Annotated in this window: 24 protein-coding genes and 1 tRNA gene; 16 read left to right on the top strand and 9 right to left on the bottom strand. The window is 35.4% G+C overall.

Going from position 1 to position 24,802, the window contains the following annotated elements; all coding sequences use genetic code 11:
• The first annotated feature begins 23 nt into the window (after nt 1–23).
• The 3 genes from NST76_RS15630 (at nt 24) to NST76_RS15620 (ending at nt 2,481) form a co-directional block, all read left to right on the top strand.
• Nucleotides 24–1,484, top strand: a complete 1,461-nt coding sequence (locus NST76_RS15630) for a YdiU family protein (RefSeq protein ID WP_271910636.1) — start codon at nt 24–26, stop codon at nt 1,482–1,484.
• 98 nt (nt 1,485–1,582) lie between these two features.
• The gene (locus tag NST76_RS15625) at nt 1,583–1,753 is read left to right on the top strand and encodes a DUF2639 domain-containing protein (RefSeq protein WP_170829897.1); all 171 of its coding nucleotides are present in this window, start codon (nt 1,583–1,585) and stop codon (nt 1,751–1,753) included.
• A 59-nt stretch (nt 1,754–1,812) separates the two neighbouring features.
• Nucleotides 1,813–2,481 carry a DUF2071 domain-containing protein gene (locus NST76_RS15620; RefSeq protein WP_342544120.1) on the top strand — a complete coding sequence of 223 codons (669 nt, stop codon included), beginning with the start codon at nt 1,813–1,815 and terminating at the stop codon, nt 2,479–2,481.
• Nucleotides 2,482–2,495: 14 nt separating this feature from the next.
• On the opposite strand, the gene NST76_RS15615 is transcribed toward NST76_RS15620, so the two are convergent.
• Together NST76_RS15615 and NST76_RS15610 are read right to left on the bottom strand one after the other, a co-directional pair.
• Entirely contained in the window at nt 2,496–3,146 is a 651-nt protein-coding gene (locus NST76_RS15615; RefSeq protein WP_342544119.1) for a hypothetical protein, read from the bottom strand.
• Between the two features lie 92 nt (nt 3,147–3,238).
• Complete coding sequence (locus NST76_RS15610) at nt 3,239–3,985, bottom strand: glucose 1-dehydrogenase (protein ID WP_271910632.1); 747 nt, start codon at nt 3,983–3,985, stop codon at nt 3,239–3,241.
• A 220-nt stretch (nt 3,986–4,205) separates the two neighbouring features.
• Between NST76_RS15610 and NST76_RS15605 the strand changes: the two genes are divergently transcribed.
• From NST76_RS15605 to NST76_RS15575, 7 genes are all read left to right on the top strand, one after another.
• Nucleotides 4,206–4,279: transfer RNA gene (locus tag NST76_RS15605), tRNA-Arg, on the top strand.
• Between the two features lie 401 nt (nt 4,280–4,680).
• Nucleotides 4,681–5,223 (top strand): hypothetical protein, encoded by a 543-nt coding sequence (locus NST76_RS15600; RefSeq protein ID WP_342544118.1) that lies wholly within the window; start codon nt 4,681–4,683, stop codon nt 5,221–5,223.
• Between the two features lie 199 nt (nt 5,224–5,422).
• Complete coding sequence (locus NST76_RS15595; RefSeq protein ID WP_036125924.1) at nt 5,423–5,650, top strand: hypothetical protein; 228 nt, start codon at nt 5,423–5,425, stop codon at nt 5,648–5,650.
• A 692-nt stretch (nt 5,651–6,342) separates the two neighbouring features.
• Nucleotides 6,343–6,828, top strand: a complete 486-nt coding sequence (locus tag NST76_RS15590; RefSeq protein ID WP_058844345.1) for a DinB family protein — start codon at nt 6,343–6,345, stop codon at nt 6,826–6,828.
• Nucleotides 6,829–7,095: 267 nt separating this feature from the next.
• Nucleotides 7,096–7,710, top strand: a complete 615-nt coding sequence (locus NST76_RS15585; protein ID WP_058844346.1) for a hypothetical protein — start codon at nt 7,096–7,098, stop codon at nt 7,708–7,710.
• 34 nt (nt 7,711–7,744) lie between these two features.
• Entirely contained in the window at nt 7,745–8,356 is a 612-nt protein-coding gene (locus NST76_RS15580) for a hypothetical protein (protein WP_036124242.1), read from the top strand.
• 639 nt (nt 8,357–8,995) lie between these two features.
• Nucleotides 8,996–9,577: a hypothetical protein gene (locus tag NST76_RS15575; RefSeq protein WP_058844348.1), complete on the top strand. Its 582-nt coding sequence runs from the start codon at nt 8,996–8,998 to the stop codon at nt 9,575–9,577.
• A 455-nt stretch (nt 9,578–10,032) separates the two neighbouring features.
• Here NST76_RS15575 and NST76_RS15570 read toward each other — a convergent pair whose 3' ends face one another.
• The 6 genes from NST76_RS15570 to NST76_RS15545 all read right to left on the bottom strand — a co-directional run bounded on the left by NST76_RS15570 (nt 10,033) and on the right by NST76_RS15545 (nt 16,522).
• Nucleotides 10,033–10,497: a hypothetical protein gene (locus NST76_RS15570; RefSeq protein WP_036124246.1), complete on the bottom strand. Its 465-nt coding sequence runs from the start codon at nt 10,495–10,497 to the stop codon at nt 10,033–10,035.
• A gap of 17 nt (nt 10,498–10,514) precedes the next feature.
• A complete protein-coding gene (locus NST76_RS15565) occupies nt 10,515–10,901 on the bottom strand; it encodes a hypothetical protein (RefSeq protein WP_089934652.1) in 387 nt (128 codons plus the stop codon).
• Between the two features lie 505 nt (nt 10,902–11,406).
• Complete coding sequence (locus tag NST76_RS15560) at nt 11,407–11,508, bottom strand: YjcZ family sporulation protein (protein WP_139149540.1); 102 nt, start codon at nt 11,506–11,508, stop codon at nt 11,407–11,409.
• Between the two features lie 574 nt (nt 11,509–12,082).
• Entirely contained in the window at nt 12,083–13,573 is a 1,491-nt protein-coding gene (locus NST76_RS15555; RefSeq protein WP_342544116.1) for a serine hydrolase domain-containing protein, read from the bottom strand.
• 174 nt (nt 13,574–13,747) lie between these two features.
• Nucleotides 13,748–14,875 (bottom strand): hypothetical protein, encoded by a 1,128-nt coding sequence (locus NST76_RS15550; RefSeq protein ID WP_036124253.1) that lies wholly within the window; start codon nt 14,873–14,875, stop codon nt 13,748–13,750.
• A 642-nt stretch (nt 14,876–15,517) separates the two neighbouring features.
• On the bottom strand, nt 15,518–16,522 hold the full coding sequence (locus NST76_RS15545; protein WP_141904993.1) for a nucleoid-associated protein: 1,005 nt from the start codon (nt 16,520–16,522) through the stop codon (nt 15,518–15,520).
• Nucleotides 16,523–16,927: 405 nt separating this feature from the next.
• Here NST76_RS15545 and NST76_RS15540 point away from each other — a divergent pair, with 405 nt between their 5' ends.
• From NST76_RS15540 to NST76_RS15525, 4 genes are all read left to right on the top strand, one after another.
• Nucleotides 16,928–18,595, top strand: a complete 1,668-nt coding sequence (locus NST76_RS15540) for a spore germination protein (RefSeq protein WP_036124257.1) — start codon at nt 16,928–16,930, stop codon at nt 18,593–18,595.
• A 21-nt stretch (nt 18,596–18,616) separates the two neighbouring features.
• On the top strand, nt 18,617–19,714 hold the full coding sequence (locus tag NST76_RS15535) for a spore germination protein (protein ID WP_342544115.1): 1,098 nt from the start codon (nt 18,617–18,619) through the stop codon (nt 19,712–19,714).
• Nucleotides 19,711–20,901, top strand: coding sequence for a Ger(x)C family spore germination protein (locus tag NST76_RS15530; protein WP_036124261.1), 1,191 nt, complete (start codon nt 19,711–19,713; stop codon nt 20,899–20,901). Before NST76_RS15535 ends, NST76_RS15530 begins: the two co-directional genes overlap by 4 nt.
• 90 nt (nt 20,902–20,991) lie before the next feature.
• The gene (locus NST76_RS15525; protein ID WP_342544113.1) at nt 20,992–21,453 is read left to right on the top strand and encodes an SAM-dependent methyltransferase; all 462 of its coding nucleotides are present in this window, start codon (nt 20,992–20,994) and stop codon (nt 21,451–21,453) included.
• 112 nt (nt 21,454–21,565) lie between these two features.
• Here NST76_RS15525 and NST76_RS15520 read toward each other — a convergent pair whose 3' ends face one another.
• A complete protein-coding gene (locus NST76_RS15520; RefSeq protein ID WP_342544112.1) occupies nt 21,566–22,261 on the bottom strand; it encodes a helix-turn-helix transcriptional regulator in 696 nt (231 codons plus the stop codon).
• Between the two features lie 144 nt (nt 22,262–22,405).
• Between NST76_RS15520 and NST76_RS15515 the strand changes: the two genes are divergently transcribed.
• Nucleotides 22,406–24,031: an NAD(P)/FAD-dependent oxidoreductase gene (locus NST76_RS15515; RefSeq protein WP_342544111.1), complete on the top strand. Its 1,626-nt coding sequence runs from the start codon at nt 22,406–22,408 to the stop codon at nt 24,029–24,031.
• Between the two features lie 26 nt (nt 24,032–24,057).
• Nucleotides 24,058–24,783: an SDR family oxidoreductase gene (locus NST76_RS15510; RefSeq protein WP_196243750.1), complete on the top strand. Its 726-nt coding sequence runs from the start codon at nt 24,058–24,060 to the stop codon at nt 24,781–24,783.
• Nucleotides 24,784–24,802 lie beyond the last annotated feature (19 nt).

Here is a 24,802-nt window from a genome sequence, read left to right as displayed (position 1 = left end):
CAAAAGGCAATAAAGGAGAAAACATGGAAAAGACAATTGGCTGGCATTTTGATAATAGTTATGTTCGACTACCAAGTATTATGTATTCCGATATTTCGTTAAATCCTGTTCGTTCACCAAAGCTAGTTCTGTTAAATGAAGCTGTTGCAGTGTCACTTGGATTAGATGCTCAAGCTTTACAGAGGGAAGAAGGAGTCGCTATCTTAGCTGGCAATAAAATCCCAGAAGGTGGCGAACCAATTGCACAAGCCTATGCAGGGCATCAATTTGGTCATTTTAATATGTTGGGTGATGGTAGAGCGCTTTTATATGGAGAACATATAACACCTCAACAGGAACGGTATGATATCGCACTAAAAGGTTCTGGTAGAACACCTTATTCTCGTGGTGGAGATGGACGAGCTGCGTTAGGGCCAATGCTAAGGGAGTACATCATGAGTGAGGCGATGTTTGCGTTAGGGATTCCCACATCACGTAGTCTTGCAGTAGTGGCTACAGGTGAAATGATTATGCGAGAAACTGAATTACCAGGAGCAATTGTCACGCGAGTTGCCAGCAGTCATTTGCGAGTAGGGACCTTTCAATATGCCGCACAATGGGGAACAGATGAAGAGCTCCAACGCTTGGCTGACTATGCATTAGAACGTCATTTCTCAGCTGATACTGGCACTCAAAATCGCTATCTTTATTTGCTAAAGGAAGTCATGAAGAAGCAGGCATCCTTAATAGCACAGTGGCAGTTAGTGGGCTTTATTCATGGAGTCATGAACACAGATAATATGACCATTAGCGGTGAAACCATTGATTATGGTCCTTGCGCTTTCATGGACACCTATGATCCCGCGACTGTATTTAGCTCTATTGATCGGCAAGGTCGTTATGCTTATGGAAATCAGCCCAACATTGGTGGCTGGAATTTAACACGCTTAGCTGAGACGTTACTCCCTTTCATTCACGATGATCAAGAAGAAGCTATTCAATTGGCACAAGACACGCTACAACAATATCCTCACTTCTACGTTGAAAATTGGTTAAAGGGGATGCGCGCAAAGCTAGGTATTTTTAATGAAGAGCAAGAAGATGTCCAGCTTATTGAAGGGCTTCTCCAGCTTATGCAACAATACGAAGCAGATTATACGAATACGTTTATCGCTTTAACCTTTGAGCAAATGGAAGATACCCCATTAATGAATGCATCAGGGTTTCAAGAATGGCATCAAAAATGGACGGAGCGATTAGCGAGACAGCAGCAAACGAAAGAAATGTCACAACAATTAATGCGTCAACATAATCCTGCTGTTATTCCTCGCAATCACAGGGTAGAAGAAGCTTTAGAAGCAGCTGTAGAACGAGACGACTATCGTGTTATGAATAATTTATTAAAAGTCCTTGCTCAGCCTTATGCCCATACGAAAGAGCAACAAGAATATGCTGCATTACCTGAACCGTCTAATCAACCATATCGTACTTTTTGTGGCACATGAGTAAAAACGAGAGACATTCATTCTCTCGTTTTTTATTGTATATAGGCACTCTACAGAATCCGATCGCATACTCTATGTATGAATAAAGATAAAGGAGAATGGGGTCGGTGCATAAATTTTCAAAAGGTTGGTTTGTCAAAGAGTTACGAGCTCATGGGATAATGGTTCATCCTCAATTTAAAAACCATTTAGGCTTATTTAAAGAATCTGAATTACGAAATTTATATTATCGGTATGTTGAAATAGAATATGCTGAGCAAGATCAATAGTCCAGTTGTTTGAATAACTCCTTTCTAGGAAAAGCTAGTAGTTAGAAAGGAGTTTTTCTATGTGGATGATGACACAGACATGGCAAGATGTTCTATTTTTACACTGGCCCATAGACCCCAAAGAGTTAGAAAAACATCTACCTGAGGAACTAAAACTTGAACTCTTTGAACAAAATGCTTGGCTAAGTGCTGTCTTTTTTAAAGTTCATCGACATCGACTACGATTTCTACCAACCATTCCTGGGATGAATATCTATTTACAATTGAATGTCCGAACATATGTAGAGTATAACGGCATGAAAGGCATCTATTTTTTTCATTTAGATGTCACGAATTATTTCGTGTCAAAAATCACGGCATTAGGTAGTTTACCATACCGCTTCTCCAAAATCTTAGCAAAACAAAGAGAAAATCACTTTTCATATACAAGCCATTACAAAGCCTGTGACGAAAGATTAAGGGTTACTTATACAATAGAAGATCACACGAATACTAATTTTGACCAATGGATTGTAGAACGTTATCATTCATGGGCCAAGTGGAAGGATACCCTTTTTCGAATTGATATCCACCACTCACCATGGGAATTACAGCGGGCAAGCGCAACGATTCACAGTAATACATTAGCTTCTTTTATGAAGGGGAATTTTCAGGGAACGCAGCCTATTGCTCATTTTGCTAAAAACAAAGTAGCGAAAGTTTTTCCACCAGTAGTTGAACGCAAATAAATGGGATTTTTACATTAAAAAAGATAACAAAATTGCATCACAATGGCGCCAGCAATCATATCTGACATGGCTAGAGCTTCTGCTTCAATTTCATCAAAAACGTCTATATCAGCTTGATAATCTTTCTGGATCATCGTCACGGCTTCATTTTTCGTTAAAGCTAAATGCGTATAAAACATTTTTTGGACAGCCTCTCTACTTAAGTAAGGATTAATCGTATGCAAAAATAGCGCAATATCATCTGCATTGCGATACCATTCCTTCTCTTTTGCTTCCGCTATGGTAGCATCTCCTTTAGAAGCAGCTGTCACTAATTGAGCAGCCAGCAGCAGATGTTCTTTAATTAATGCTGTATATCGATCTGCTATAGAGTCGCCGTAAAAGGGACGTAGACAATTTCCTAAATCAGTCGCATTTCGTAACAGACGCTGCTGCACAAAAGGAAGATCAGGTAAATTGAAGACAATGCTAATAATCGTCATTCGCGTCCAATTGACATGCTCTATCCAAAGTAAGCGATTCATCGCCATAAAATCAGCTTCGGCTTTACTGATACAGCGCCGGTAATCATGTGCATGTAAAAAGTGACGAATCAGTGCCATATATTGAGTAGAGGGGGCTTGATACAGCTGGCTTAATGAAAAACCATTTGAATAGGGGGACAAGGCTTCACTCCTTCTTGTTCTTTCTCCTACAGTAGCATACTCTAAGGAAACTCTGGGTATGAAGAACAAGTAAGGAAGAGCAAATGACAAAACTACTCTTCATACATCATTTTCTTTGTCATGCCGCCATCGACCGTAAGATTAATGCCTGTCACAAAATTATTTACGGGGTTTGTTAAATAGAGACAAGCCTGTGCGATATCTTCAGGCACACCAACCCTTCCTGATAAATGCTGTACATGATCGACTGGTCGAAGTGCCTCATAATCGCCTGTTTCAATCCAGCCAGGCGAAATACAATTCACCGTGATTTGATCAGGACCTAAAGACCGCGCTAAAGCATGTGTTAACGCCACAATACCACCTTTTGTAGCCGCGTAGGCTTCTGTATTAGGTTCTGACATCTCAGCCCGTGTAGATGCTAACGAAACAATCGAACCACCTTTCACATTGCGCCTCATCACCTTCGCAGCCTCTCTGGCACAGAAAAAGGCACTCGTTAAATTTGTGTGTAGTAGATGATTCCACTCCTCAAACGTCACATCATAAGGAGAGATATGCTGAAACTGCCCAGCATTATTAATTAAAATATGAATAGTCCCATATTGCTCAACAGCTCGTTGCATTAACTGAACGATATCCTGTTCCTTCGTTACATCTGTTTGAACAAATAAAACAACGTAGCCTTGTGCAAGCATATCCTGTTCTAATTGTTGACCTAAACCGTCATTTAAATCAGCAATTACCACCTTTGCGCCATGCCGTGCATATGCAAGTACAATCCCTTTGCCAATCCCTTGTGCGCCACCTGTAACAACAACGACCGAATCCTTAAACATCTACATACCTCACAATTTTTTATCGCCAATAGTGTAGCAAATATTTTCATATTCGTCTTCTTGAGAGGAGTAAGACATGGTATAATCGAAGCTGTGGCAACATATGATGAACAATATGAGGCAAACCTTGCCTACATAGTAAAATTAATGTTGACATTATGCCATAAAGTACATATAATAAGTATTGTCCTTCCTATGAAATACATAGAAACGACACCATGTCTCAGTAGCTCAGCTGGATAGAGCAACGGCCTTCTAAGCCGTCGGTCGGGGGTTCGAATCCCTCCTGGGACGTCAATAACAAATCAAAGGTTAATTTTTAACCAAATTGAAAAGCGCTTGAAACCTTATGAACAATAGGTTTTGAGCGCTTTTTTTGTTTATATTAATATTTTTAAGAATCGCATAGAATAACATATAAAAAATAAATTAGGTAAACAAAATGTAAACATGGTGAACAAAGAAATTAAAATGGAACAGACGAATTGATAAAAGATCCTACAGTTAAAGATCGTTATACAAAAGAATTTGTTTCGTTTAAAGAAGGACAAAGAGTTAGGGTTGCAATTCAAAAAGGGAGTTCATGGTCAGGGTCATATTCAAAGTATGATTGGATTATAGTATCAATGTTCCCTGTATTTTAAATTTATGTTACAATCTATATTATGGAAATTTTTAAAGAAAGTGACTATGGGATGGGAAATAATAAAATTATACAAAATGTGAAACAAACTATTTCTGGGATTGAAATTGGGTATTTTACCACTGCCAAGAGTTATATTTACGATGAATATTTTAAATATTTTAATGATGAGGATCAAGAAACTAAAAAATATGCATTACTACTTTTTACATGCATGTTAGGTAACTGGTATAATCAATCGACTTTTGTCTTTAAACCTGAAAAGGAACGTTTACAATATAACAATGAAAAAGGAGCAAAATTTTTTAATTTTGAGGACTATATAACTTCATTGTTAGATAACTATCAAAATATTAAACGAGAATTTCCTTATATGTTTGAAATAATTGTTGTTTATTTACTTCTGATAGAGAAAGATAAACATTTGAGTTATGAAGAATGGTTTCCGGAAATTAATCCAGAAATATTTAAAGAACTCAGGGAGGAAATTTTAATTCCCAACAGAAATTTGGTCAATGATTGCCATCCAATAAAATATTTATTTAGAGAAGTTGGAATAAAACCTTTTTTCAAAGGTGATTTTTTTAATGAATAAATACTAAAGCCACATTCAAAAAAGAGTGTGGTTTTTATTTTGTTAACTCATAAAAATAAATAAGTAAGAAAATGAATTTCTTAATACCAGAGAAGTTCGCAAAAAACAGTGTGAATTGATATTATCAAGTTTTATTAAAAGCGTTGATTACTTCCATCCCACTTGTCCCATGATATAGATAGATGGGGGGTGTTGGTTAATGGATTATGAATATACTGTAAAGTTTTACTTTGAAGAAAGTCGTGAAGAAGAATATAAAATCAAGACTAATATTGGACAAGAAACTTTTGCAGAAGAAATTACTAATGGATTCAATGAGAAGTCCTGGTATTCATTTACTGAAACAGAAAATTATAAAACGGTATTAATTAATACTAAAAATGTTTATAAGGTATCAGTAGTGCAAGACACTGTAGAATTTGATTAATCATTATAAGTCACATCCAAAGGTAGTGACCTTTTAATGTTAAAGTTTTAGTTATGCAGCTAATTGGCTGGCATGAGTTCGGTAATTTACTGGCTCAAGCCAGCCAGTTTTTGTTTTAATTCGTTCATTATTGTAGTAATCGATAAACTTCTCTATTTTCTTTTTTAACGCTTCATAGGAGATTCATTCTTCCCCGTCATATATTTCTTGTTTGAGTAAATCAAAGAAGTTCTCCATTGCGGCATTGTCTGCACAAGTTGTTTTACGAGATATGCTTTGGAAAATCTTGTTTTGTTTTAATGTTTGCACCCACGAATTATGTTGATAATGCCACGCTTGATCTGAGTGAATGGTCGTATGGTATTTTACACGTTCATGAATGATTAGGAGCACTAACCCATCACAAAATCGAGTGTCGGGCATTTTGATATGCTAAAGCAATAATCTCACCATTATATAAATCCAGTATTAGGCTTTTTCGTCTATATGTCTGTTACGACTTTTTGAAGGGTATACGGTACTGAAACGACGGTTTAAACGTTCCCAAACAGTGCCTTTATATAATTTATAGCGTGATTTGCGTACGAATTTCTCACATTTGAAGGAATTAAAGAGAAGGAACCCTAACTCTATATGAAGAAGTAGTAACTTGTTGAGATGACTCAATCATTTTTAATTAAGGAGGAACTTTTTTGCAATTACTTTTTAAATATAATTGGATGGTAAGAGAAGACTGGTTTCGTTGGTGTGACGAGTTGAGTGAAGAAGAGCTTTTGCAAAACCGACCTGGTGGAATGGGAAGTATATTACATACACTTTTCCATATAATTGATGTCGAATGGAGTTGGATACGACTTTTACAAGGTAAAACTGATTTTCAGGAGAGTTTTGAGGAATATAATAGCTTGGAAAAGGTTCGTAAATTGGAAGCTGAATTTCATTTAGAAGTAAAAAACTTTGTAAACCAATGGGACGACAGTATGGAAGAGCGTTTACTCCATAATACATTAGCAGATGGAAGGATTGAGACACATATATGGGGTGAAGTCATTCGCCATACGATTGCACATGAAATCCATCATATAGGACAGTTATCAATTTGGGCTAGAGAGATGGGAAGAGAGCCTATCTCTGCAAACCTAATTAGACGGGGTCTCTCTTCATCATTGAAGGGTTAGAGGTAGGGACCAAATAAATATAAATAGATGGAAAGATTTAATAAGTTTTTAATATACCGATTGATAAAAAGCTATAAAAATAGGTTTTAGATAGAGGAAAATGAAAACATAGTAATGGATAGAAAAAGTAAAAATAGCTTTGATATCAGACACTCTCGCATGAGGGTGTTTTTTTATTGATAGGAGTAAAAAATGTAGAAATATGAAAATAATCATAGAATTACCTCGATTATCCATGTATATTTGTGGAGAAGGGAGTTTGAATAAATGAAAAAATTGCTTATTTTACCACTTATTTTGCTACTAGGTATTTTGTTAGTAGCTTGTAGCCAAGGTGATGAGAGTGGTAAGAAAAAAGAAGGTGCTGAAAAAGCATCAGAAGAAACATTAAAAGTGGATAAAGGACTTTTAAATGTTGAAGTTACCATACCGGCTACACTTTACAAGGGACAAGACATAGATTCTATTATTTCGGAGGCAAAAAATAGTGGAATTAAGGAAGTTATTAAGAATGATGATGGATCTTTAACTTATAAAATGTCTAAATCCGAGCACAAAAAAATGATGAAGGAATTAAAAGAAAGAATAGTAAAAAGTGTAGAAGAACTTAAAACAAGTGAAGATTTTGCTTCTATAAATGATGTGGCTTATAACAAATCTTTTTCTGAGTTTACACTCACAGTAAATAAGGAAAAGTTTGAAGGTAGTTTCGATGCACTGGCATCCTTTGGGCTTGCTTTAGCAGGCATGTACTACCAATTATTTAACGGTGCAGACGTTGAACATTATAAAGTCACAGTATATATTAAAGATGAATCAAATGGAGAAGTATTTGATACTATGGTTTATCCAGATGAATTAAATGAAAATAACGATAAGTAACTTGAAGAGCACCTAATATACAGGAGGAGTTGTCATGAAAAAGCTAGGATTATTATTATTGGTGTCTATTTTATTGGTAGCTTGTGGTCAAAGTGATAAAAACAGCAGTTCAGATAACAAAACAAAAGAGTCTGTTGAGAAAAATGCAGAGGAAGAAGTTAAGGCATCTGAAAATAATGAAGAAAATGAACCAGAGGTAGAGGAAGTTCTGACGATTACTAAAGGTAATGTATTAGTAGTTGATAATTATGCAGAAATCACAATTAACAACAATATTTTTGGTAAACAAATTTCACCACCAAATCCAAGTTCTGTGTATACATATTACAAAAATGAAGAGGAGGGGGAAGTATACTTAGATACAATTATTTTAGTAAAAAGTTTACTAACAACAGGTCAAACATCTAATGAATTTGTAGATGTAAAAATTATTTATGATGGAAAATACGAATACAAGACTTTCTCAACAATAGAAAATCGAGGTGGATCAGATTTCACGTTTACAAATATTACATCAATTGAACCTCTGAAAAATGGTACACTACATTTTTTAGCTTCCGTTCCAGAACAAGTAGAGCAGGATGGGAAGCCGCTTAAAGCGATAATTACTGTAAAAGGGAAAACGTATGAACAAATAATTAGATAGCTATTTATTGTATTAAGCACTCCTATTTGGGTGCTTTTTACTATGTTAAAAAGAGACAGCAACTATTCGAACAGTAATCCAAATCGACGATCGTTTGAGCCAGCCATGAGAGTAATACAAGGCTGTTCAACTTATCTTTATATCTCCTAAAATAGGAAGCAATCAAGCTTCAAGGTAGCTACAGTTACCTCAAAAGTATCTAATAGTATAGTTTTGTTCGGCACACAACTCTCCGACAAGGAGGATAAAAAACATTTAGCGTGAAGCCATCTAGATGGTAATAAATCTTCTTCAAATAACATAGTAGTCATTTTAAATATCGTTTGCTACGTTCATGAGAAAACAATATGTGTAGACGAATATGCTTTGTTAAGATTAATAACATATTAAAAAAGTTTGCTAAGGTATAGTGAAAAATTTACTTGTTTAAAATAAGTTCATTCTTTGGGAAAGTAGCTTAGCTATATTTATAAATGCAATGTAGATGTCATATTTTCTTTTCCTAGTTATTTAGCTTTATTGCAAGGACATTTTTTTAATTTGATTTATATTATTAACACTTAAAATGATTATTTTGTATTGAGTGGAATTTCCTAATTATGATACCATATAGATTAATACATATATGGAGGAATTATTATGGAAAAGAGTAAAATAAAGTTATTATTACTATGTTTATTGTATATTTTAATTCTATCAGCATGTAATCAGAAAGAAGAGCGTGTTGATAAATCAGGTGAGAATGAACAAGAAAAAGTAGAGACTTTACATCAAGAGGAAAAAGCAGTAACAACAAATCAAGATAATTTAGCTATCGAGAAAGCTTCCACTAATGAAGAGACTGATGAAGACAATCATTTAAATACATCTTTGACAGTAGTTTTAGAAGATGTTATTCCTAGAGATCCTAGTACTGATAATAATGTCTATGGATATGAATTAAATTTTATTATGAAATATATAAATCACACAGATAAAGACATTAAAGGATTTTTAGCAGAAACATATTTTTATGATATGTTCGGCGAGTTAGTATACAAGTCAGCAATGAAATATGAATGGGATGTTATTCCTGCAAATGGTTCTACAAACTTTAATACTGCTGTTGATTTAAATCAATTCAATGATGTAGATATGCGCTTTTATAATTTACCATTTGAGAATATGACTTTTAACTATAAAATTAAATCCATAATCTTTACGGATGGAACAAGTATATAAAGCCTTACAATATGTTTATAAGATAACTTTAATTATCAAATAGTTTTTACATTCTTGCTTCTTGATTAAATAACTATTTATATAAATTAGCAAAAGTGTGTCGTTAATCGATAACACGAATCTGGATTTTTTTATAATATAATCCCATCACTACTGAAGGAGTAACGAAGATAAGCTTTACCAAACTCAGTTGAGAATAGATAAGTATACCCTTTCCATTCTCGCTCCTTACTAGATTACAGCAAGCAGTCTATAAAGCTTGGTTTGACAAAAAATGAACTGATTAAAGGAAAGCTAGAAGGTTTAAGATTATTTTTCGCAATTTCAATCATAGATGCAGTATCGCTAGACTACTTGAATAAAAAAACCCCCATAAAAGTTTAAATTAGTATCTGACTTTTATGGGGTTAGTTCATATGATTCTCTGTTTTTGGAAGGGAATTACTCCATTATTATTAATTAATTGCTTGTAATGAGTCTAACCCTTCTTTAAGATATACAAAACTTTTATATTTTATTACATTACTATCTACCGCCATCAAAGAATTTAAATATCTCTTTAATTCATTAATATAAGCACTTGTAAAATCGAATAAATCGAAAGTATGTACCCATTCATTATTACCAGATAATTGACTGTAGTTCGTAATAATGAGATTATGACCTTTCTTTTCAAAGCTAATAATATTAGCGTTTCCAAATGGGTCTAATTTTTGTACTTCATTTGTTTGATGAAGTCGTATTAATAACTCATTTAATTCAATTACAATAGTACTGTGCATAGTTGTAGAAAAGAGTAATTCTTCGACATCTCCATCACTAACTAATACTTCTAAATAACTATCGAAATAGTAATCATAACCAAGATCCTCGTTTTTTAAAACGAATATATCTTCATCGACATTAAATTTTATTCGCATGTAGTGCTCTCCTTTAATTATTTTTTAGTGATGACTGATTTCCCACTGGTTGGGTAAGAAGTTTTTATAACATAATTATCTGTCACAACTGTTGTCATTTCATCAATACCATATTTATTAGGTTTATATTTATATACCATAGTACCATCTTTTGGATTAACACTTGCTAATTGTCCTTTTTCTAGAGACTCCATAATTAAATTTTTAATTTTCGCCTCACCAAGGTGTTTTGGAAAAAGTGTTGTCCCTTTTGTAGCAGCAGTTCCTGACACATGTCTTTTATCAATATGTTGCCATCCAGTCTTAGAATTTCCATCCATTAAGATTCCTCTGCTATTAAACTTTTGAACTTTCCCTAATCCTGCTAATGCATTTACCTCATCCTTTTTACCGGATTTCTTCAATAAACTATAGATTTTCCCCGATTTTACGACTTTACCTGCTGGAAATAAAGAAATGATAGCAAGATTTATTTATGATGAAAAGCGAAAAATGAAAAACAGGCGACTTTATTTGCCATCTGTTCTATTTTTCTCTGCCATCTTTCAATATAAAACTTTCCTCGAATTGTGCATCTGGAATTTCTATCATTTTATTCAATTATGTCTAGCTTATTGGTTATATTGAACTAACGAAAATTGAAGTGAGAACAATAGCATTTCCTTAAAAAAGACGCCTAGTCCGATGAAAAGCTGGGAAAAGAACTGGCTTTTTCCCTAATTGTGGACTAACAAAATTTTACGAGGCAAGTTTTATAATGACATCAACAAGATGTTCTCACCATAACAAAAGGGTCACCAGCTGGAGGTGACCCTTTTGTTATGGTGCTGAGTAACGACATGATCAATAGTTGCCAATAATGAAGGCACTAGCTTATATTCGTTTTCTTACAGTGAAAGATGATTCATATTAATATTCTTTTTGCACGAAAGTTGCGCCTACAATAATTAAAAGAATAAATAGAACAACAATTAAAACGAATGTGGAACTATTATTTTTACCGTAGTCCATGCAATAACCTCCGCCATAGTCTTGACCAAAGCCTTGACTATAGCCTCCGTAACAACAATTAAAACCGCCTGTGTTTCCAAAGTATCCCATTGTGACCTCTCCTTTCTTCAATTTATTGTATGTGGGGATATTGAAAGGAGAGGGGTATTCGTCTAATTGATTATTCTATAATGACCCAATCCAGAATTGTAGCTAGTGTTTTAGCTTAAATGAAGCGGTGATGCTTTTATAAAAAAATAAATGTCAAGTTTCAAAAACGCCGCTTTTATTATTATTTAGTGTTAGTGCAATATGGGCGAACCAACTTACCATTCATCGTTCAATTCATAAGACTACCCATTCTTTTTGCCTTTTTAATTTGCGCAGGTGAAAGTCTTCTGTCATCTCCTCAGCATTACGAATAGAATCTTAAAAAGTATAGAGGTGACCTTTCCTGTTTGGACCTACCATTTAATTTTCAACCTACAATGAAAATAGATGGATAAAATTCTTATCTATAATTTAATTGTGTGAAATATATCCATTGATTGTGACGAACTATCCTTCTTTTCTTCATCGAAAATGTAGGCGTTATCTAGATTTTCTTTTTTGTAGCAATGAGTGTAAACCCTAGTGAAAAATAGAGGAAACTTGCCACAATGGTGCTATACAACAATATCGTAATAGAAGTGGGAGCCCAAACTTTGATAAATGTCCAATTTAGGCCACCGAGTAAAATAGTGGGCGTAAAAAATATCGCGGCCAGTAGTGTAGTAGCGAGTACAAAATGTACAGATAAAAGGAATATTCTTTTGTAATTTAATTTTGCCAAACCACGTTGCTTGTTATAGAGGCTTTGAATATTTTTAAATAATAGGTAACAGAAGAAAATACTAATTGCGATGACGATAGCACTTATAATTGTTACAATTTTATCTAGCTTTTGATAGCTACTAACATGTTGATTTTGAATCGTTTTGCCTTCCCATAAATCCATGACCCCTTGTCCAATCGCTGTTGTAAAACTTGTATTCATATTGACTAAAATAGCTACGCCTATTTGTTCATCTGGTTGCATGATGAAATATGAAGTAAAGGTTGGATTTTCACCAGCATGGTAAATATATGGTTTATTGTCCTTTTCAACAACTGCCCAACCGTTTGCATAAAAAGTATTCGTATCAAAAGGCTCCACTGTTTGATCGGGAATATGGGATTCTTGAATGAGATTGTTACTGAGTGAATAGATTTCGCTGTTTCCTAACTGTAATTTCAACCATCTCGCTATATCATTGGCGTTACTGATGATATAGCCAGCAGGGATATTCCCACGGTAGACAGGTGGTATATATGCCTGCTCTCTCATAAGGCCAATTTTATAACCAGAAGCCATATTACTAGATTGTACTTGATGAACCCCTACAAAAGATTGATCCATGTTAATAGGTTGTAAAATATTTTGCTGGATATATTGATCAAATGGCTGTTTCGAAACATGCTCAATAATTAGTCCTAAGACATCATAATTAATCGTTGCATATTCAAAGGAGCTACCTGGTTTGCGATTTAATGGATGATCCAGTAATGTTTTGACCGTTAGCTCAAGGGCGTTATCAGCCGTGCTTTCTGGAATACGAGTAATTGAATTAGAGGGAATTCCGCTTGTATGTGACAATAACTGCTGAATTGTCATGACCTGTTCCTCCCCTTTATAGGCTAATGATAACCAAGGGATATATTTTTGAACATTATCAGAGCGTTTTAACAAACCTTGATTTTCTAATTGCAGAATAGCAAGCGCCGTAAATGCTTTAGAGGTGGAGCCTAGCTCAAAAAGGGTATGAGAAGTGACAGGCGTTTTTGTTTTCATATCTGCAAAACCAAAGCCCTTTTGATATACCGTTTTCCCTTTATCAACAATGATTACCGAAAGGCCTGGGATTTCGCTAATGGTTTGCTGTTCCTCAATAAATTGATCAATTTTCCTAATTGTATCATTTGATGCAGCCTGTACTAATTTGGGTATCAAAATATAAAAGATCAATATTACAGCAATCATCATCGATTTTTTCATTAATCGTGTCATGTTGTTTTCTCCTTAGAATGAAATATATTTGTTACAACATGGATTACTATAACAACCAAAATATGGTCAAACCATCGATTAGCATGACTATTCGAGGGATAACATGACAATTTTGTCACATCAGAAAACTCAAAAAGAGCTACTCCTATATCAATAGGAGAGCCCCAATAAAATTTATTTAGTTTGCTCTGGAAGTAAATCTTGCCCATTAATTATGAGTTTAGATGCAGAGATGAGAATATCTTTATTGGCCTCATAATAAGGATCTAAAATTTTATAGAAGGCTTCCCATTGCTCACCAGCTTTTTCTTCTTCCCCATCTTTCTCAAGGGTAACAGCTTTTTCATAGTGTTGTTTTAATTTTGTGTAATCCGATTGACTAATTTCGAATTCAATATCAGCCATATATTCTTCAAAGGAAATTTGTTCATATTTAAAATGTGAGTTCAACTTTTCGTAGAATTGATCCCAAAGCTTCATTGATAACTCTTCGTTTTTATCTTTATCTGCTTTTTGAGCTTCATCATAGATAGATTTTAACTCTGTGAGTTCCTCTTTTGTCAAATCTACTTCCATGTCCGCCATGTATTGCTCAAACGTTAGTGGCGGATACAGCTCTTGGTGATACGGCTCAAGGATCGTGTAAATTTTATCTATTTTTTCTTGTGCCATTTCCGTTTTATCTTCTTTTGTGAATTTTATCCATTCTGTATAAAGAGTTTTCAACTGCTCTTTATCTTGAGCTTTAATAACAATGTTCTTTTCAGTAAAGGCTGCTTCATTGATAAATTCTTCAAACGGCTCAGGTTGCCAGTTTGCTAATTCATAGGGTCTTGTGATGTTATCCATCGCTTGATAGAGACGTTCCATTTCCTCATAATTCTCTTCTTTTCCTGCTTTTTTCATGTCATGAAAGAGTTTTTCTAATTGGATTAACTCTTCTTTCGTTACGCCCTTAGGTAGTGATTTTTTGTACACATCAAAGGTATAGAAGTCCGAGTAATCCTCTATAATGCTACCTTCAACTGAAATTTCCTGTCCTTCCACTAGCTTCAATTGCTCGATTTGCTGATCAGAGAATTTGTGTAACCCAATATAATAATTTTTGCCATCTGTACCTTTGATAGTAAGGCCATCACCACCAAAATATTTAACGGTACCTTGTATTTTTTGTTCTATTTGCATTATGACATTATTTGTTGTTTCCACAGATGTTGCACCAGCTTGCAGCGGTGTTAATACAGCCATTCCTAGTGTTAGTGCTGAAGCCAGTAGCCATGTTTTTTTAACAGGTTTTTTCATGTTTATCAATTCTCCTTTAGGTTAACTTGTGTTACCAATAATTAGACGTTTTACCAATTGAAAAGGTTTTATCTTTTTTAAAAATTTTTAAAGAAATCAAAAGAGCGGAGTTCAAGACATGCCCTCTCTTTTTTAGTACCCGATTGCTTTGAAAAATAGCCATTATTTACAGTACAACTTACACAAAAGATTGGGTCTTATTTAGATTGAAGGAAGGAGTATATGTACAAGGACATGACGAAAGTGTTTTCTATAGGGAGAAAGAGAACTGAACGTTACTATTCTGCAAGGGGAGGAGCGTTTTCCGTTACGACCTAGTACGTCCTTGGAATTGCACGAGTAACGAAGGCATTAGTGCAGAGTATGATGGTTTTAGCTTTGTGCTCCTAATTGTTAGCTTTAGGAGCACTTTCTGATGAACATCAATTGAATTCTAATGTTTAAAATGTTCCACTACTACTGACTATAGTGAAAGTCTACCGATTCCAGTGGGTAAGCGAGCCTTTTTGAGACCCTGCACGTAGAGATAGCGAAGGAAGTAGCTTAACGCCAATCCACAGGAAAGCGGGTAGTCTGAAATGGGAATGATTATTTTTTATCTGTTTATGTTAAATCAGCTTTCATAAAAAGTGAATGCCTTTTCTACTGTTCATCCTGGAAATAGATTTTATAGAATTTACGATTCGTTGCCTCATCATAGCCAACTTCAATCAGCTCATCTATTTGATCGATATGTTGAATATTTACTTGTATTTCAATGTTGGCATCCAGTTTGATTTTACGTTTATACTTCTTCTCAGCCTTTTCTAAAGCACTGTCCGAAATGACTGTTTCATAGGGTTTGACTGAGTTGATGATGATATCTTTTTGGCTAGCATCTGCTTGCTCAAATACGGTGTCGATATAATGGTTTACTTGAAACTCCTCTTCATTTCTAAAATAATCTAGTGTTTTATTCAGAAGTCCCAGCTTCTCCGTGTTTGTATAATTTTCTTCCTTTAAGATGTATTTTTTACATTCAGCTAATGCTAAATCCGTTTTATGATAATGTTCATCTGCTGCTTTAATTTTTAAAAATCGTTCTTGCCAATAAACAATATCTTCTTTACGTTTCGTTTTCATAAACACAGCAGGTGCTTGATCTGGTCCCATATCAACAATGATAGCCATATTATTTATTTTCTTGACGTTAATACCATCAACGCCGTTGATAATCATTTGATTGTGGTCATTTTTTACATCTAAAAATATTTCTTTTTCATCAATTTTGACAATGGCAATAACTTTTTTAGCTTCATTCAATAGTAAACAATTTTCGAACAAACCAATAAACAGTTCACCGCTTTTGATGTTTGGATGTTGTGAGACACTATGTAAGTGCCTAGCCATATTTTGTGACTGTTCTAGAAAGTTACTGTTCTGTTCAAAAATAGCCTTAGAATACGTAAAAACTTCATTAAGCTCAATATTGGTTTCATGGAAAAATTCGTATTGCTGCTCCATATCTATTTTACTAAATGCAAGCTGTGTAAAGGCTGCTTCTAGCATGACTTCGGGTTGAGACAAGGCTTCTTCTCCTAAAATAAGTGTTTCGCTCACAAAATGTAGACTATATTGTGCTAATTTACTTTCACTGACTTCTAGCATAAATTTCACCTTCTAATTTTTCATAGTAGCTAGTATACCATATCCTATTTAATAGATTTCATTTATCCTAAACATTAAAGGTGGAAATAAGGCATGAGAGGGGAATGGGGAGTCCTGCTCATAACGCATGAAATCAATGTCGTTAAAGAAAATTGGATTTAGAAAGTAAGTAGAATCGATATTGAAGAATACTTAGGAAAGACAAGTCAACTTATCCAATACTACAACAATTTATTAATACCAGTTCTCAAATTATTTGAGGCTGGTTTTTTTATGACTATCAAAGATCAGATGTCTTGTTTTGTGAAGAATGTTGGGGATTAGAAGTTTAAAATGCCGTTGCTTAGATAATGCTAAAAACATGTAGGGATACTCTGTACGATTGTACTAAAGAGGGTGATCAATATGTGGGAAAAGGTGATTTCCTATGTGCCGCATTGGCAAGTTTTTTTTCAGGGCTTTTTAGCATTTTTCATTCCATATTTGATTTTCAAATTGTTTAATGGTTTTTTTATTGTCAAAAAGGGCAACGGCAAGATTGATATAAAAGAATATAGTGATCAAAGTGAGACGGTGCATAAACCTATTCAAAAAACGTTAGAGCAATTTACAGGTAATTACAGTGAAGATCTCTTACTAATGAGGAAAGAACTTGGTCATAATTGGGATATCCATTTCAGAGAATTTCACATTGGAAATACTGGTAATCGTGCAGCCATCGTTTTTCTTAAAGGGTTATGCGATAAAGAGCTGATTGACAAGCATATTTTAAAATCATTAATGAATGGACTTTCAGAAAGTTCCACGTTGATAAGAGGTTATGAATTACAACAATTGATTGCAAATGAAATCCTACCAGTGAGTGATCTTATAGATGAATCGAATGTCATGAATTCCGTGGGAAAAGTATTAACTGGCTCTACTGTATTAATTGTTGACGGTATACCGAGTGTATTTATCATTGGTACCGCACATGGAAAGACTCGAAATCTTGAGGAGCCTGTTTCTGAAGCATTGGTACGTGGACCAAGGGTGGGCTTCACGGAAAAATTAAGTGTCAATACTTCTTTATTGAGGCAACATGGTGAAAACCAACATTTATCTATTATTGAAATGGAAGTGGGGGAGCGAATAAAAAAACAGTTAGTCTTAGCCTATATAGATGAAATTGTGGAACCTGATCTCGTCAAAGAGGTGAGGAAACGGATTGAAACAATCAATTTGGATGATGTAGCTGAATCAGGTTATATTGAGCAATTGATTGAGGACAATTATCTTAGTCCGTTTACGCAAGTACAGAGTACCGAGCGTCCTGATCGTGTTGTTGCAGCTTTACTGGAAGGACGAGTTGCAATTCTATTAGACGGCACTCCCTTTGCTTTAATTGTACCTGTCACATTTAATATGTTATTGCAATCACCAGAAGATTATTATGAACGTTGGTTGCCTAGCTCTCTTATCCGTTTGCTTCGTTATTTTGCTGCAGGTATCACTTTATTTGGACCATCCTTGTATATTGCTTTTGTGTCGTTTCATCAGGGGTTAATTCCCACTAAACTAGCGTTGTCCATGATGGGGACAAGGCAAGGGGTACCCTTCCCAGCATTAATCGAAGCTCTCATTATGGAGGTTGCCATTGAAATACTACGAGAAGCGGGCCTTCGCTTGCCTAAGCCGATTGGTCCGACAATGGGAATTGTTGGGGGGCTTGTCATTGGAGAAGCAGCAGTACAGGCAGGAATTGTTAGTCCAATTATGGTTATTGTTGTTGCACTAACGGCGATTTCTTCCTTTGCTATTCCTCAATATAATGCTGGCATCACGCTACGAATGCTGCGATTTGTCTCAATGTTTTCTGCTGCTTTATTTGGACTATATGGCATCATCCTATTTTTCTTATTCCTTTGCAGTCATTTAGTGAAACTAAAGAGCTTCGGCGTACCATATCTTAGTCCTACTGTTCCGTATAGAGCAGGTGACTGGAAAGACTTTATGGTTCGTATGCCGTTCAGGGTGATGAAACATCGTCCGAGATTATTAAAGCCAAAAGATTCTATCCGCAAAGGGAAATAAGAGGAAAGGAGAAAAACAGCCTTGAACAGCACTTTAAAAGATAAAATAACGACATCACAAGCAGTTGTTATTATTATTAACTATATTCTTGCCACTGGAATTCTTACCTTACCTCGTGCATCTGTAGAAAAAGTAAAAACGCCGGATGTATGGATTAGTGTTTTTTTAGGTGGAGTTGTTGCCATGATTGCGGGCGTAATTATTGTCAAGCTAAGCCAACAATATCCTGACAAAACATTTTATCAATACAATCAAGATATTATAGGGAAATGGTTGGGCTCATTCATAAGTATATGTGTAATTGTCTACTTTTTTACCATTTCTGCTTTTGAGGTTCGCATAATGGCTGAAGTAACCTCTCTCTTCTTATTAGAAGGAACACCTACATGGGCTATCATTTTGCCCTTTTTGTGGGTAGGGATTTATTTGATTAGTGGTGGCATCAATACAATTGCTCGTTTGTTTGAAATCATTTTCCCTATAACCTTTGTGATTTTTTTGCTCGTGGCCTTTTTAAGCTTAGGAATCTTTGAAATCGATAATCTTAGACCAGTATTAGGTTTGGGTGTTGTACCCATGTTAAAGGGGATCAAAACAGCGACACTGGCATTTTTAGGTCCTGAAATTATGCTGCTTATAGTAGCATTTATGTATCCATCAGATAAAACAAAAGCTGTAAAGGTTGTACTAGTGGGCATAACGATTCCTTTACTTTTTTATGTTATTACAGTTGTTATGGTTATTGGAGCTTTATCCATTGAAGGGGTTATGACAAGGACATGGCCCACGATTGAATTGATGCGAAGTTTTGAAATTCCTGGATTAATTTTTGAACGCTTTGAGTCGTTTTTACTGGTCATCTGGATTATGCAAATATTTGCTACCTTCTCGATTACCTATTATGCAGCTGCTTTAGGATTAGCTCAACTTTTTAAGAAAAGTATGAATCCTTTCTTATACGGATTATTACCGATTATTTATATCATTGCGATGACGCCAAAAAATATTAATGATCTTTTTACATTTGGCGATAAGATTGGCCATGCTGCACTAATTTTATTTGGTGCCGTACCTATAATTTTACTCCTTATATCGAAATGGAGAGGAAATAAAGCATGAAGCGAAAACATCAATATATCCGATACCTTCTATTAATGACTGTATCCTTTCTTCTTACTGGTTGCTGGAGTAGTAAAGAGATTGAGGATTTAGGTATTATTGTAGGCACATCATTGGATTTAGAAACAGGTGATGTATCTTCTGAGGAGCAACAAGATGCTAGATATGCAAATAGGGATCTGCTAACAATTACCAATCAATTCATTACATCAGAGACAACAGTTTCTGGAACGAAAGAGGGTACCTTACCTGAAAAAGCATATAAAAATGTCACTGAAACGGGCGATGCGGTGTTGCCAACATTACGAAATATGCTTCTAAAAGTTGATAAACGCTCCTTTGCTGAACATTCCAAAGTGATTATTATTGGGGAAGATTTAGCCAGTACCGTCAATCTTCAACAAACACTAGATTTTTTTCTAAGAGAATTAGAAATACGACCGAGTGGCCTGCTCCTTATTGCTCAAAATCGTGCAAGTCAGGCACTTGAAACGAATGAACCAACGAAAATTCCAGCTTTTCAATTAGTGGAAATGATGGAGGGGCATGAAAGGACGACTAAGATTTTACCACCGATGACCGTTGCCAAGTTAGAAGGAAAGCTCTATTCAGACTCAAGCTTTTTATTGCAAAATGTGTTAGCGGAAGATGGGGAAGTAAGGTTTGCAGGAGCTGCTGTCATTGAAGGCAAAACGAAAAAGTTGCGTGGCTTTTTAAATGAAAGTGACTTGGAAGGAATTGCATGGATAACAGGCGAAGGGAAAGGTGGTTTAGTCAAAGGCTTTGATGAGGAGTCAGGGGCACCCATTATCTATGAAATTATTTCAGCTAAAAGTAAAATTATTCCTCTCATAAAGGACGATCAAATCTCTTTTACCATAAAAATTCAAACAGAGGGTAGAATCTCTGAACATTGGGTCCTATCAGATAAGGCATTTGACAATCGATTTTTGAAAAAAGCGGAGAAAGTATTTGAAAAAGAGATTGAACGATTAGTGAAGAAGGTTTTGGAAAAAACGCAACATGAATTTCAAACGGATGTTGCTGGATTTGGCAATAAAATAAGAATAGATTATCCAAAGGTATGGCAAAAAATAAAAAAAGATTGGGATCAAACATTTAGTGAGGTTCCAATCACATGTGAAGTGAATGTAACCATTAAAGATTATGGGACGTCAGGTGATTAACGAGGTTAATCATCTTTTTTTGTCTATTTTGTATATACTGGAATTAAAGTCCGTATTATTAAACATTCGAAACGATGGGAGATAAAAGACATGCAATATATCGTTCAATCAATCGCTACAGTTTATAACAATCGGCAAATGATCAAAGATGATTATTGGGGAGAGATTATTTCAACTATTGAACTTGCTGATCATATCCAGGAGGCATCCTTAAAAGGAATAGGAGATTTTTCTCATCTAGAAATTATTTTTTATTTTGATAAAGTTACAGACGATCAGATCCAATATGAGGCGAGACATCCTAGAAATAATCAAAATTATCCCGAGGTCGGCATTTTCGCGCAAAGGGGTAAGAATAGACCCAATAAATTAGGAAGTACAATCGTTGAGTTATTAGAGGTCAAACCAAGAGCATTAATCGTCCAAGGGCTAGATGCCATTGATGGCACACCTATACTAGATATAAAGCCTGTGATGAAAGAGTTTTTACCTAAAAAGGATGTTCAACAGCCAGCATGGTCAATAGATTTAATGAGGGCCTACTGGGGGTAATAAAGTTGTTAAAGCGAAGACATTTGAGTCTAAGAAAATTGTTGCATTATGCAATGGATGCAGAGCATACTTGTGTAGTAATCGAGGGGAGTTGCATGCTCCCCCTGAATTATTATAGAATAATTCCCTCTTGATAAAGAATGCTAATGGCATGAGAACGATTTCTGGCATGTAATTTTTTGATAGCAGATTTGACATATTGGGTAATAGTTAATTCACTTAAATCCATAAAATCTGCAATTTCCTTCGTACTTCCCCCCTGTGCTACCTGCCTCATCACCTCCAGCTCACGTTTGCTAAGAAGGTCTTCCTTTTTGCTATTTCTAGCTTGCATGATAAGCTGACCAATAACATTTCCAAAAGCTGTCATGTCATCCAATAGATTTTCATTTATAGCGATTTCTTCTTCCAATTGTGTACTACAAATATAGCCGAAAACATATTGACCAATGAAGATGGGAATGATTAAAAATGAATTATTTTGTGAGGGAATAGAATATTTAATACTTATATTTTTTAAATAATCCATTCCTGTACAAAATTTAGCCTTCTTATCCTCAATAGCAGCATAAATAATAGGGAAGCTACGAATCTCCTCTCGAATTTCACCGATATGACTACCTCCAGATTCATTCAAAAAAATGATTCCTTCAGCTACAAAGCCTATTGGAGAATACCTTAATAAGTAGGCATCTTTGATAGGAAAAGAATCTAAATATACCTGCAAAATATGTATCAACAGCTCTTCATGATTGGCATAACTTTGTACCGTGTCGAAACGTTTTTGAATGGTATAAAGATTGGACATGACCTATCCCCTTTTTTAAGTATATACTACGCTTAAAATAAGGAATTTTCAATATTTTCTGTAAGTTGTAGTATTTAAGCTAAGGAAATCCAGTATTTTCTTGTATTTGTATTTAATAATTTATTGGAGTGAGGGGTGTAGTGGATGAGTAGCCAAACAATTAAAGAGGTGGATGCAGTTGTTTTAGGCGCTGGCTTTGCAGGCTTGTATATGTTACATCAGCTGAGGAGTAAAGGTTTTTCTACCATTGTATGCGAGGCTGGAGATGGTGTAGGCGGTGTTTGGTATTGGAATCGTTATCCGGGCGCTAGATGTGATATAGAAAGCATCTATTATAACTATACATTTTCAAAAGAGTTGTATGAAGAATGGACTTGGACATCTAGATTTCCAGAACAAGCGGAAATATTACGTTATTTAAATTACGTGGCAGATCGCTTTCAATTGCGAACGGATATCCAATTTAATACAAGGGTCACTGCAGCACATTTTGATGAGGAACGTCATAAATGGATTGTTTATCTAAACGACGGACAGCACATCTTAGCTAAGTATTTTATTACAGGAATAGGCTGTCTGTCTGCTGCCAATGTTCCTAACATTCATGGACTGCAACAGTTTAGCGGAAATTGGTATCACACGGGGCATTGGCCACATGAAAAGGTTGATTTTACAGGGAAACGAGTAGGAATTATCGGGACAGGCTCCAGTGGTATTCAAGCCATACCTGTAATTGCGAAAGAAGCAGAGCAGCTTACTGTATTTCAACGGACACCACAATATACGATTCCGGCTCGTAATCATCCATATGATGAGAACTTTATCAAAGAAACCAAGCAAAATTTCGAAGCTTTAAAGCAGTCGATGAGAAATTCTATATCAGGTACACCTTTTGCACAAAATCAGCAATCTGCAATGGAGGATAGTGATGATAAAAGGATGGCGGTTTTTGAGAAAGCTTGGGCACAAGGTGGTTTTGCCTTCGCAGCCACTTATGATGATCTGTTAACAAATGAACAATCCAATGAAAAAGCAGCGGAATTTATTCGCTCTAAAATACGACAAATTGTGAAAGACCCTGTGGTAGCAGAAAAATTATGTCCGAAGTATATGTATGGCACGAAAAGACAGGTTTTAGATAGTGATTATTTTGAAGCCTACAACAGGGAGAATGTTGTACTGGTGGATGTAAAAGAATCACCTATCAAAAAAATAACAGAAACAGGTATTCAAACGACGGATGAACATTACGATTTAGATCGTATCATTTTTGCAACAGGCTATGATGGCATGACAGGACCATTATTTAAAATTGATATAAGGGGAAGGAACGGTGAGACATTAAAGGAAAAATGGGAGGATGGTGCTTCTGTTCAAACATATCTCGGACTAACAACAGCAGGTTTTCCTAATTTATTTATGATTACTGGTCCAGAAAGTCCATCTGTCCTCGTGAATATGCCAATCGCTATTGAGCAGCATGTAGAATGGATTGCACAATGTATCGATTACTTGCGTGAGCATGACATTGACCTTGTGGAACCAAATAAAGAAGCCGAGGAAGCTTGGAGCAAGCATTGTCGAGAGATTGCTAACACAACACTTTACGTCAAAGGTGATTCCTGGTATACGGGAGCTAATATTGAAGGTAAACCCCGCAGTTTTTTAATTTATCTGGGCGGATTTGATTATTATACAAAGCATTGTCATGAGGTGGCTCAAAATAATTATGAAGGCTTTAAATTAATGAGATTAAAACCAATATCATAGTTTGCAAGAGAGGAGCATATATCAATATGGGACAACAAGTAGTCATTATTACAGGTGCAGGAAATGGTATAGGGAGAGAAACAGCAAAATTACTAGCCACACAGGACAAGGCATTAGTATTAGTAGATTTTGATGAGAAAAGTGGTCAAGACACACTACACGCTGTGAAGGAACATCAACAACAGGCTATCTTTGTCCACGCAGATGTTTCTAAAAGCCAAGACGTGAAGAAATATGTGGAGGCTGCAAAAGAAGCGTTTGGTAGAATTGATGCGTTCATCAATAATGCAGGTGTGTTAAGCCCGCCATCTTTACTAGCAGATTTAGAGGAAGAGACATTTGATAACGTCATTTCGGTCAATCTAAAAGGAACTTTTTTAGGCTTAAAATATGTATTAAAAGAGATGGAGCAACAACAGTCAGGTGTCATCGTGAATACTTCTTCAGCGGCAGGAATACAAGGACAACCCTATTTAGGCGGCTATGCTGCTAGTAAGCACGGTGTTATTGGGTTAACTAGAACTGCTGCCATTGAATATGGTCCTAGCGGTATACGAGTAAATGCTATTTGTCCAGGTGGTGTAATGACTAATATGACAAAGGGCTTAACGTCCAGTCCAGAGGAAAACGGCCCCCTAAGAAGATTAGCAGATGCTTCTGAAATCGCAAATGTAATCGCTTTCTTAATTTCGGAGGAAGCCTCTTATGTGAATGGCGCTGTCGTACCAATTGATGGCGGTTTAACATCGTAAAAAATATTTTAAATAAGAA

The sequence above is a fragment of the Lysinibacillus sp. FSL W7-1291 genome (assembly GCF_038593415.1).
In the GTDB taxonomy this organism is placed as follows: Bacteria; Bacillota; Bacilli; order Bacillales_A; family Planococcaceae; genus Lysinibacillus; species Lysinibacillus fusiformis_D.
Note: the sequence above shows the minus strand (reverse complement) of the source record. Positions and strands in the feature narration are given on the sequence as shown.

Bases quoted from the DNA above. Each gene is read 5' to 3' on its own strand.
- NST76_RS15630 (WP_271910636.1), top strand. From the start codon at position 24: ATGGAAAAGACAATTGGCTGGCATTTTGATAATAGTTATGTTCGACTA.
- NST76_RS15625 (WP_170829897.1), top strand. From the start codon at position 1,583: ATGGGGTCGGTGCATAAATTTTCAAAAGGTTGGTTTGTCAAAGAGTTA.
- NST76_RS15620 (WP_342544120.1), top strand. From the start codon at position 1,813: ATGTGGATGATGACACAGACATGGCAAGATGTTCTATTTTTACACTGG.
- NST76_RS15610 (WP_271910632.1), bottom strand. From the start codon at position 3,985: ATGTTTAAGGATTCGGTCGTTGTTGTTACAGGTGGCGCACAAGGGATT.
- NST76_RS15600 (WP_342544118.1), top strand. From the start codon at position 4,681: ATGGGAAATAATAAAATTATACAAAATGTGAAACAAACTATTTCTGGG.
- NST76_RS15595 (WP_036125924.1), top strand. From the start codon at position 5,423: ATGGATTATGAATATACTGTAAAGTTTTACTTTGAAGAAAGTCGTGAA.
- NST76_RS15585 (WP_058844346.1), top strand. From the start codon at position 7,096: ATGAAAAAATTGCTTATTTTACCACTTATTTTGCTACTAGGTATTTTG.
- NST76_RS15580 (WP_036124242.1), top strand. From the start codon at position 7,745: ATGAAAAAGCTAGGATTATTATTATTGGTGTCTATTTTATTGGTAGCT.
- NST76_RS15575 (WP_058844348.1), top strand. From the start codon at position 8,996: ATGGAAAAGAGTAAAATAAAGTTATTATTACTATGTTTATTGTATATT.
- NST76_RS15570 (WP_036124246.1), bottom strand. From the start codon at position 10,497: ATGCGAATAAAATTTAATGTCGATGAAGATATATTCGTTTTAAAAAAC.
- NST76_RS15560 (WP_139149540.1), bottom strand. From the start codon at position 11,508: ATGGACTACGGTAAAAATAATAGTTCCACATTCGTTTTAATTGTTGTT.
- NST76_RS15555 (WP_342544116.1), bottom strand. From the start codon at position 13,573: ATGACACGATTAATGAAAAAATCGATGATGATTGCTGTAATATTGATC.
- NST76_RS15550 (WP_036124253.1), bottom strand. From the start codon at position 14,875: ATGAAAAAACCTGTTAAAAAAACATGGCTACTGGCTTCAGCACTAACA.
- NST76_RS15545 (WP_141904993.1), bottom strand. From the start codon at position 16,522: ATGCTAGAAGTCAGTGAAAGTAAATTAGCACAATATAGTCTACATTTT.
- NST76_RS15540 (WP_036124257.1), top strand. From the start codon at position 16,928: ATGTGGGAAAAGGTGATTTCCTATGTGCCGCATTGGCAAGTTTTTTTT.
- NST76_RS15530 (WP_036124261.1), top strand. From the start codon at position 19,711: ATGAAGCGAAAACATCAATATATCCGATACCTTCTATTAATGACTGTA.
- NST76_RS15525 (WP_342544113.1), top strand. From the start codon at position 20,992: ATGCAATATATCGTTCAATCAATCGCTACAGTTTATAACAATCGGCAA.
- NST76_RS15520 (WP_342544112.1), bottom strand. From the start codon at position 22,261: ATGTCCAATCTTTATACCATTCAAAAACGTTTCGACACGGTACAAAGT.
- NST76_RS15515 (WP_342544111.1), top strand. From the start codon at position 22,406: ATGAGTAGCCAAACAATTAAAGAGGTGGATGCAGTTGTTTTAGGCGCT.
- NST76_RS15510 (WP_196243750.1), top strand. From the start codon at position 24,058: ATGGGACAACAAGTAGTCATTATTACAGGTGCAGGAAATGGTATAGGG.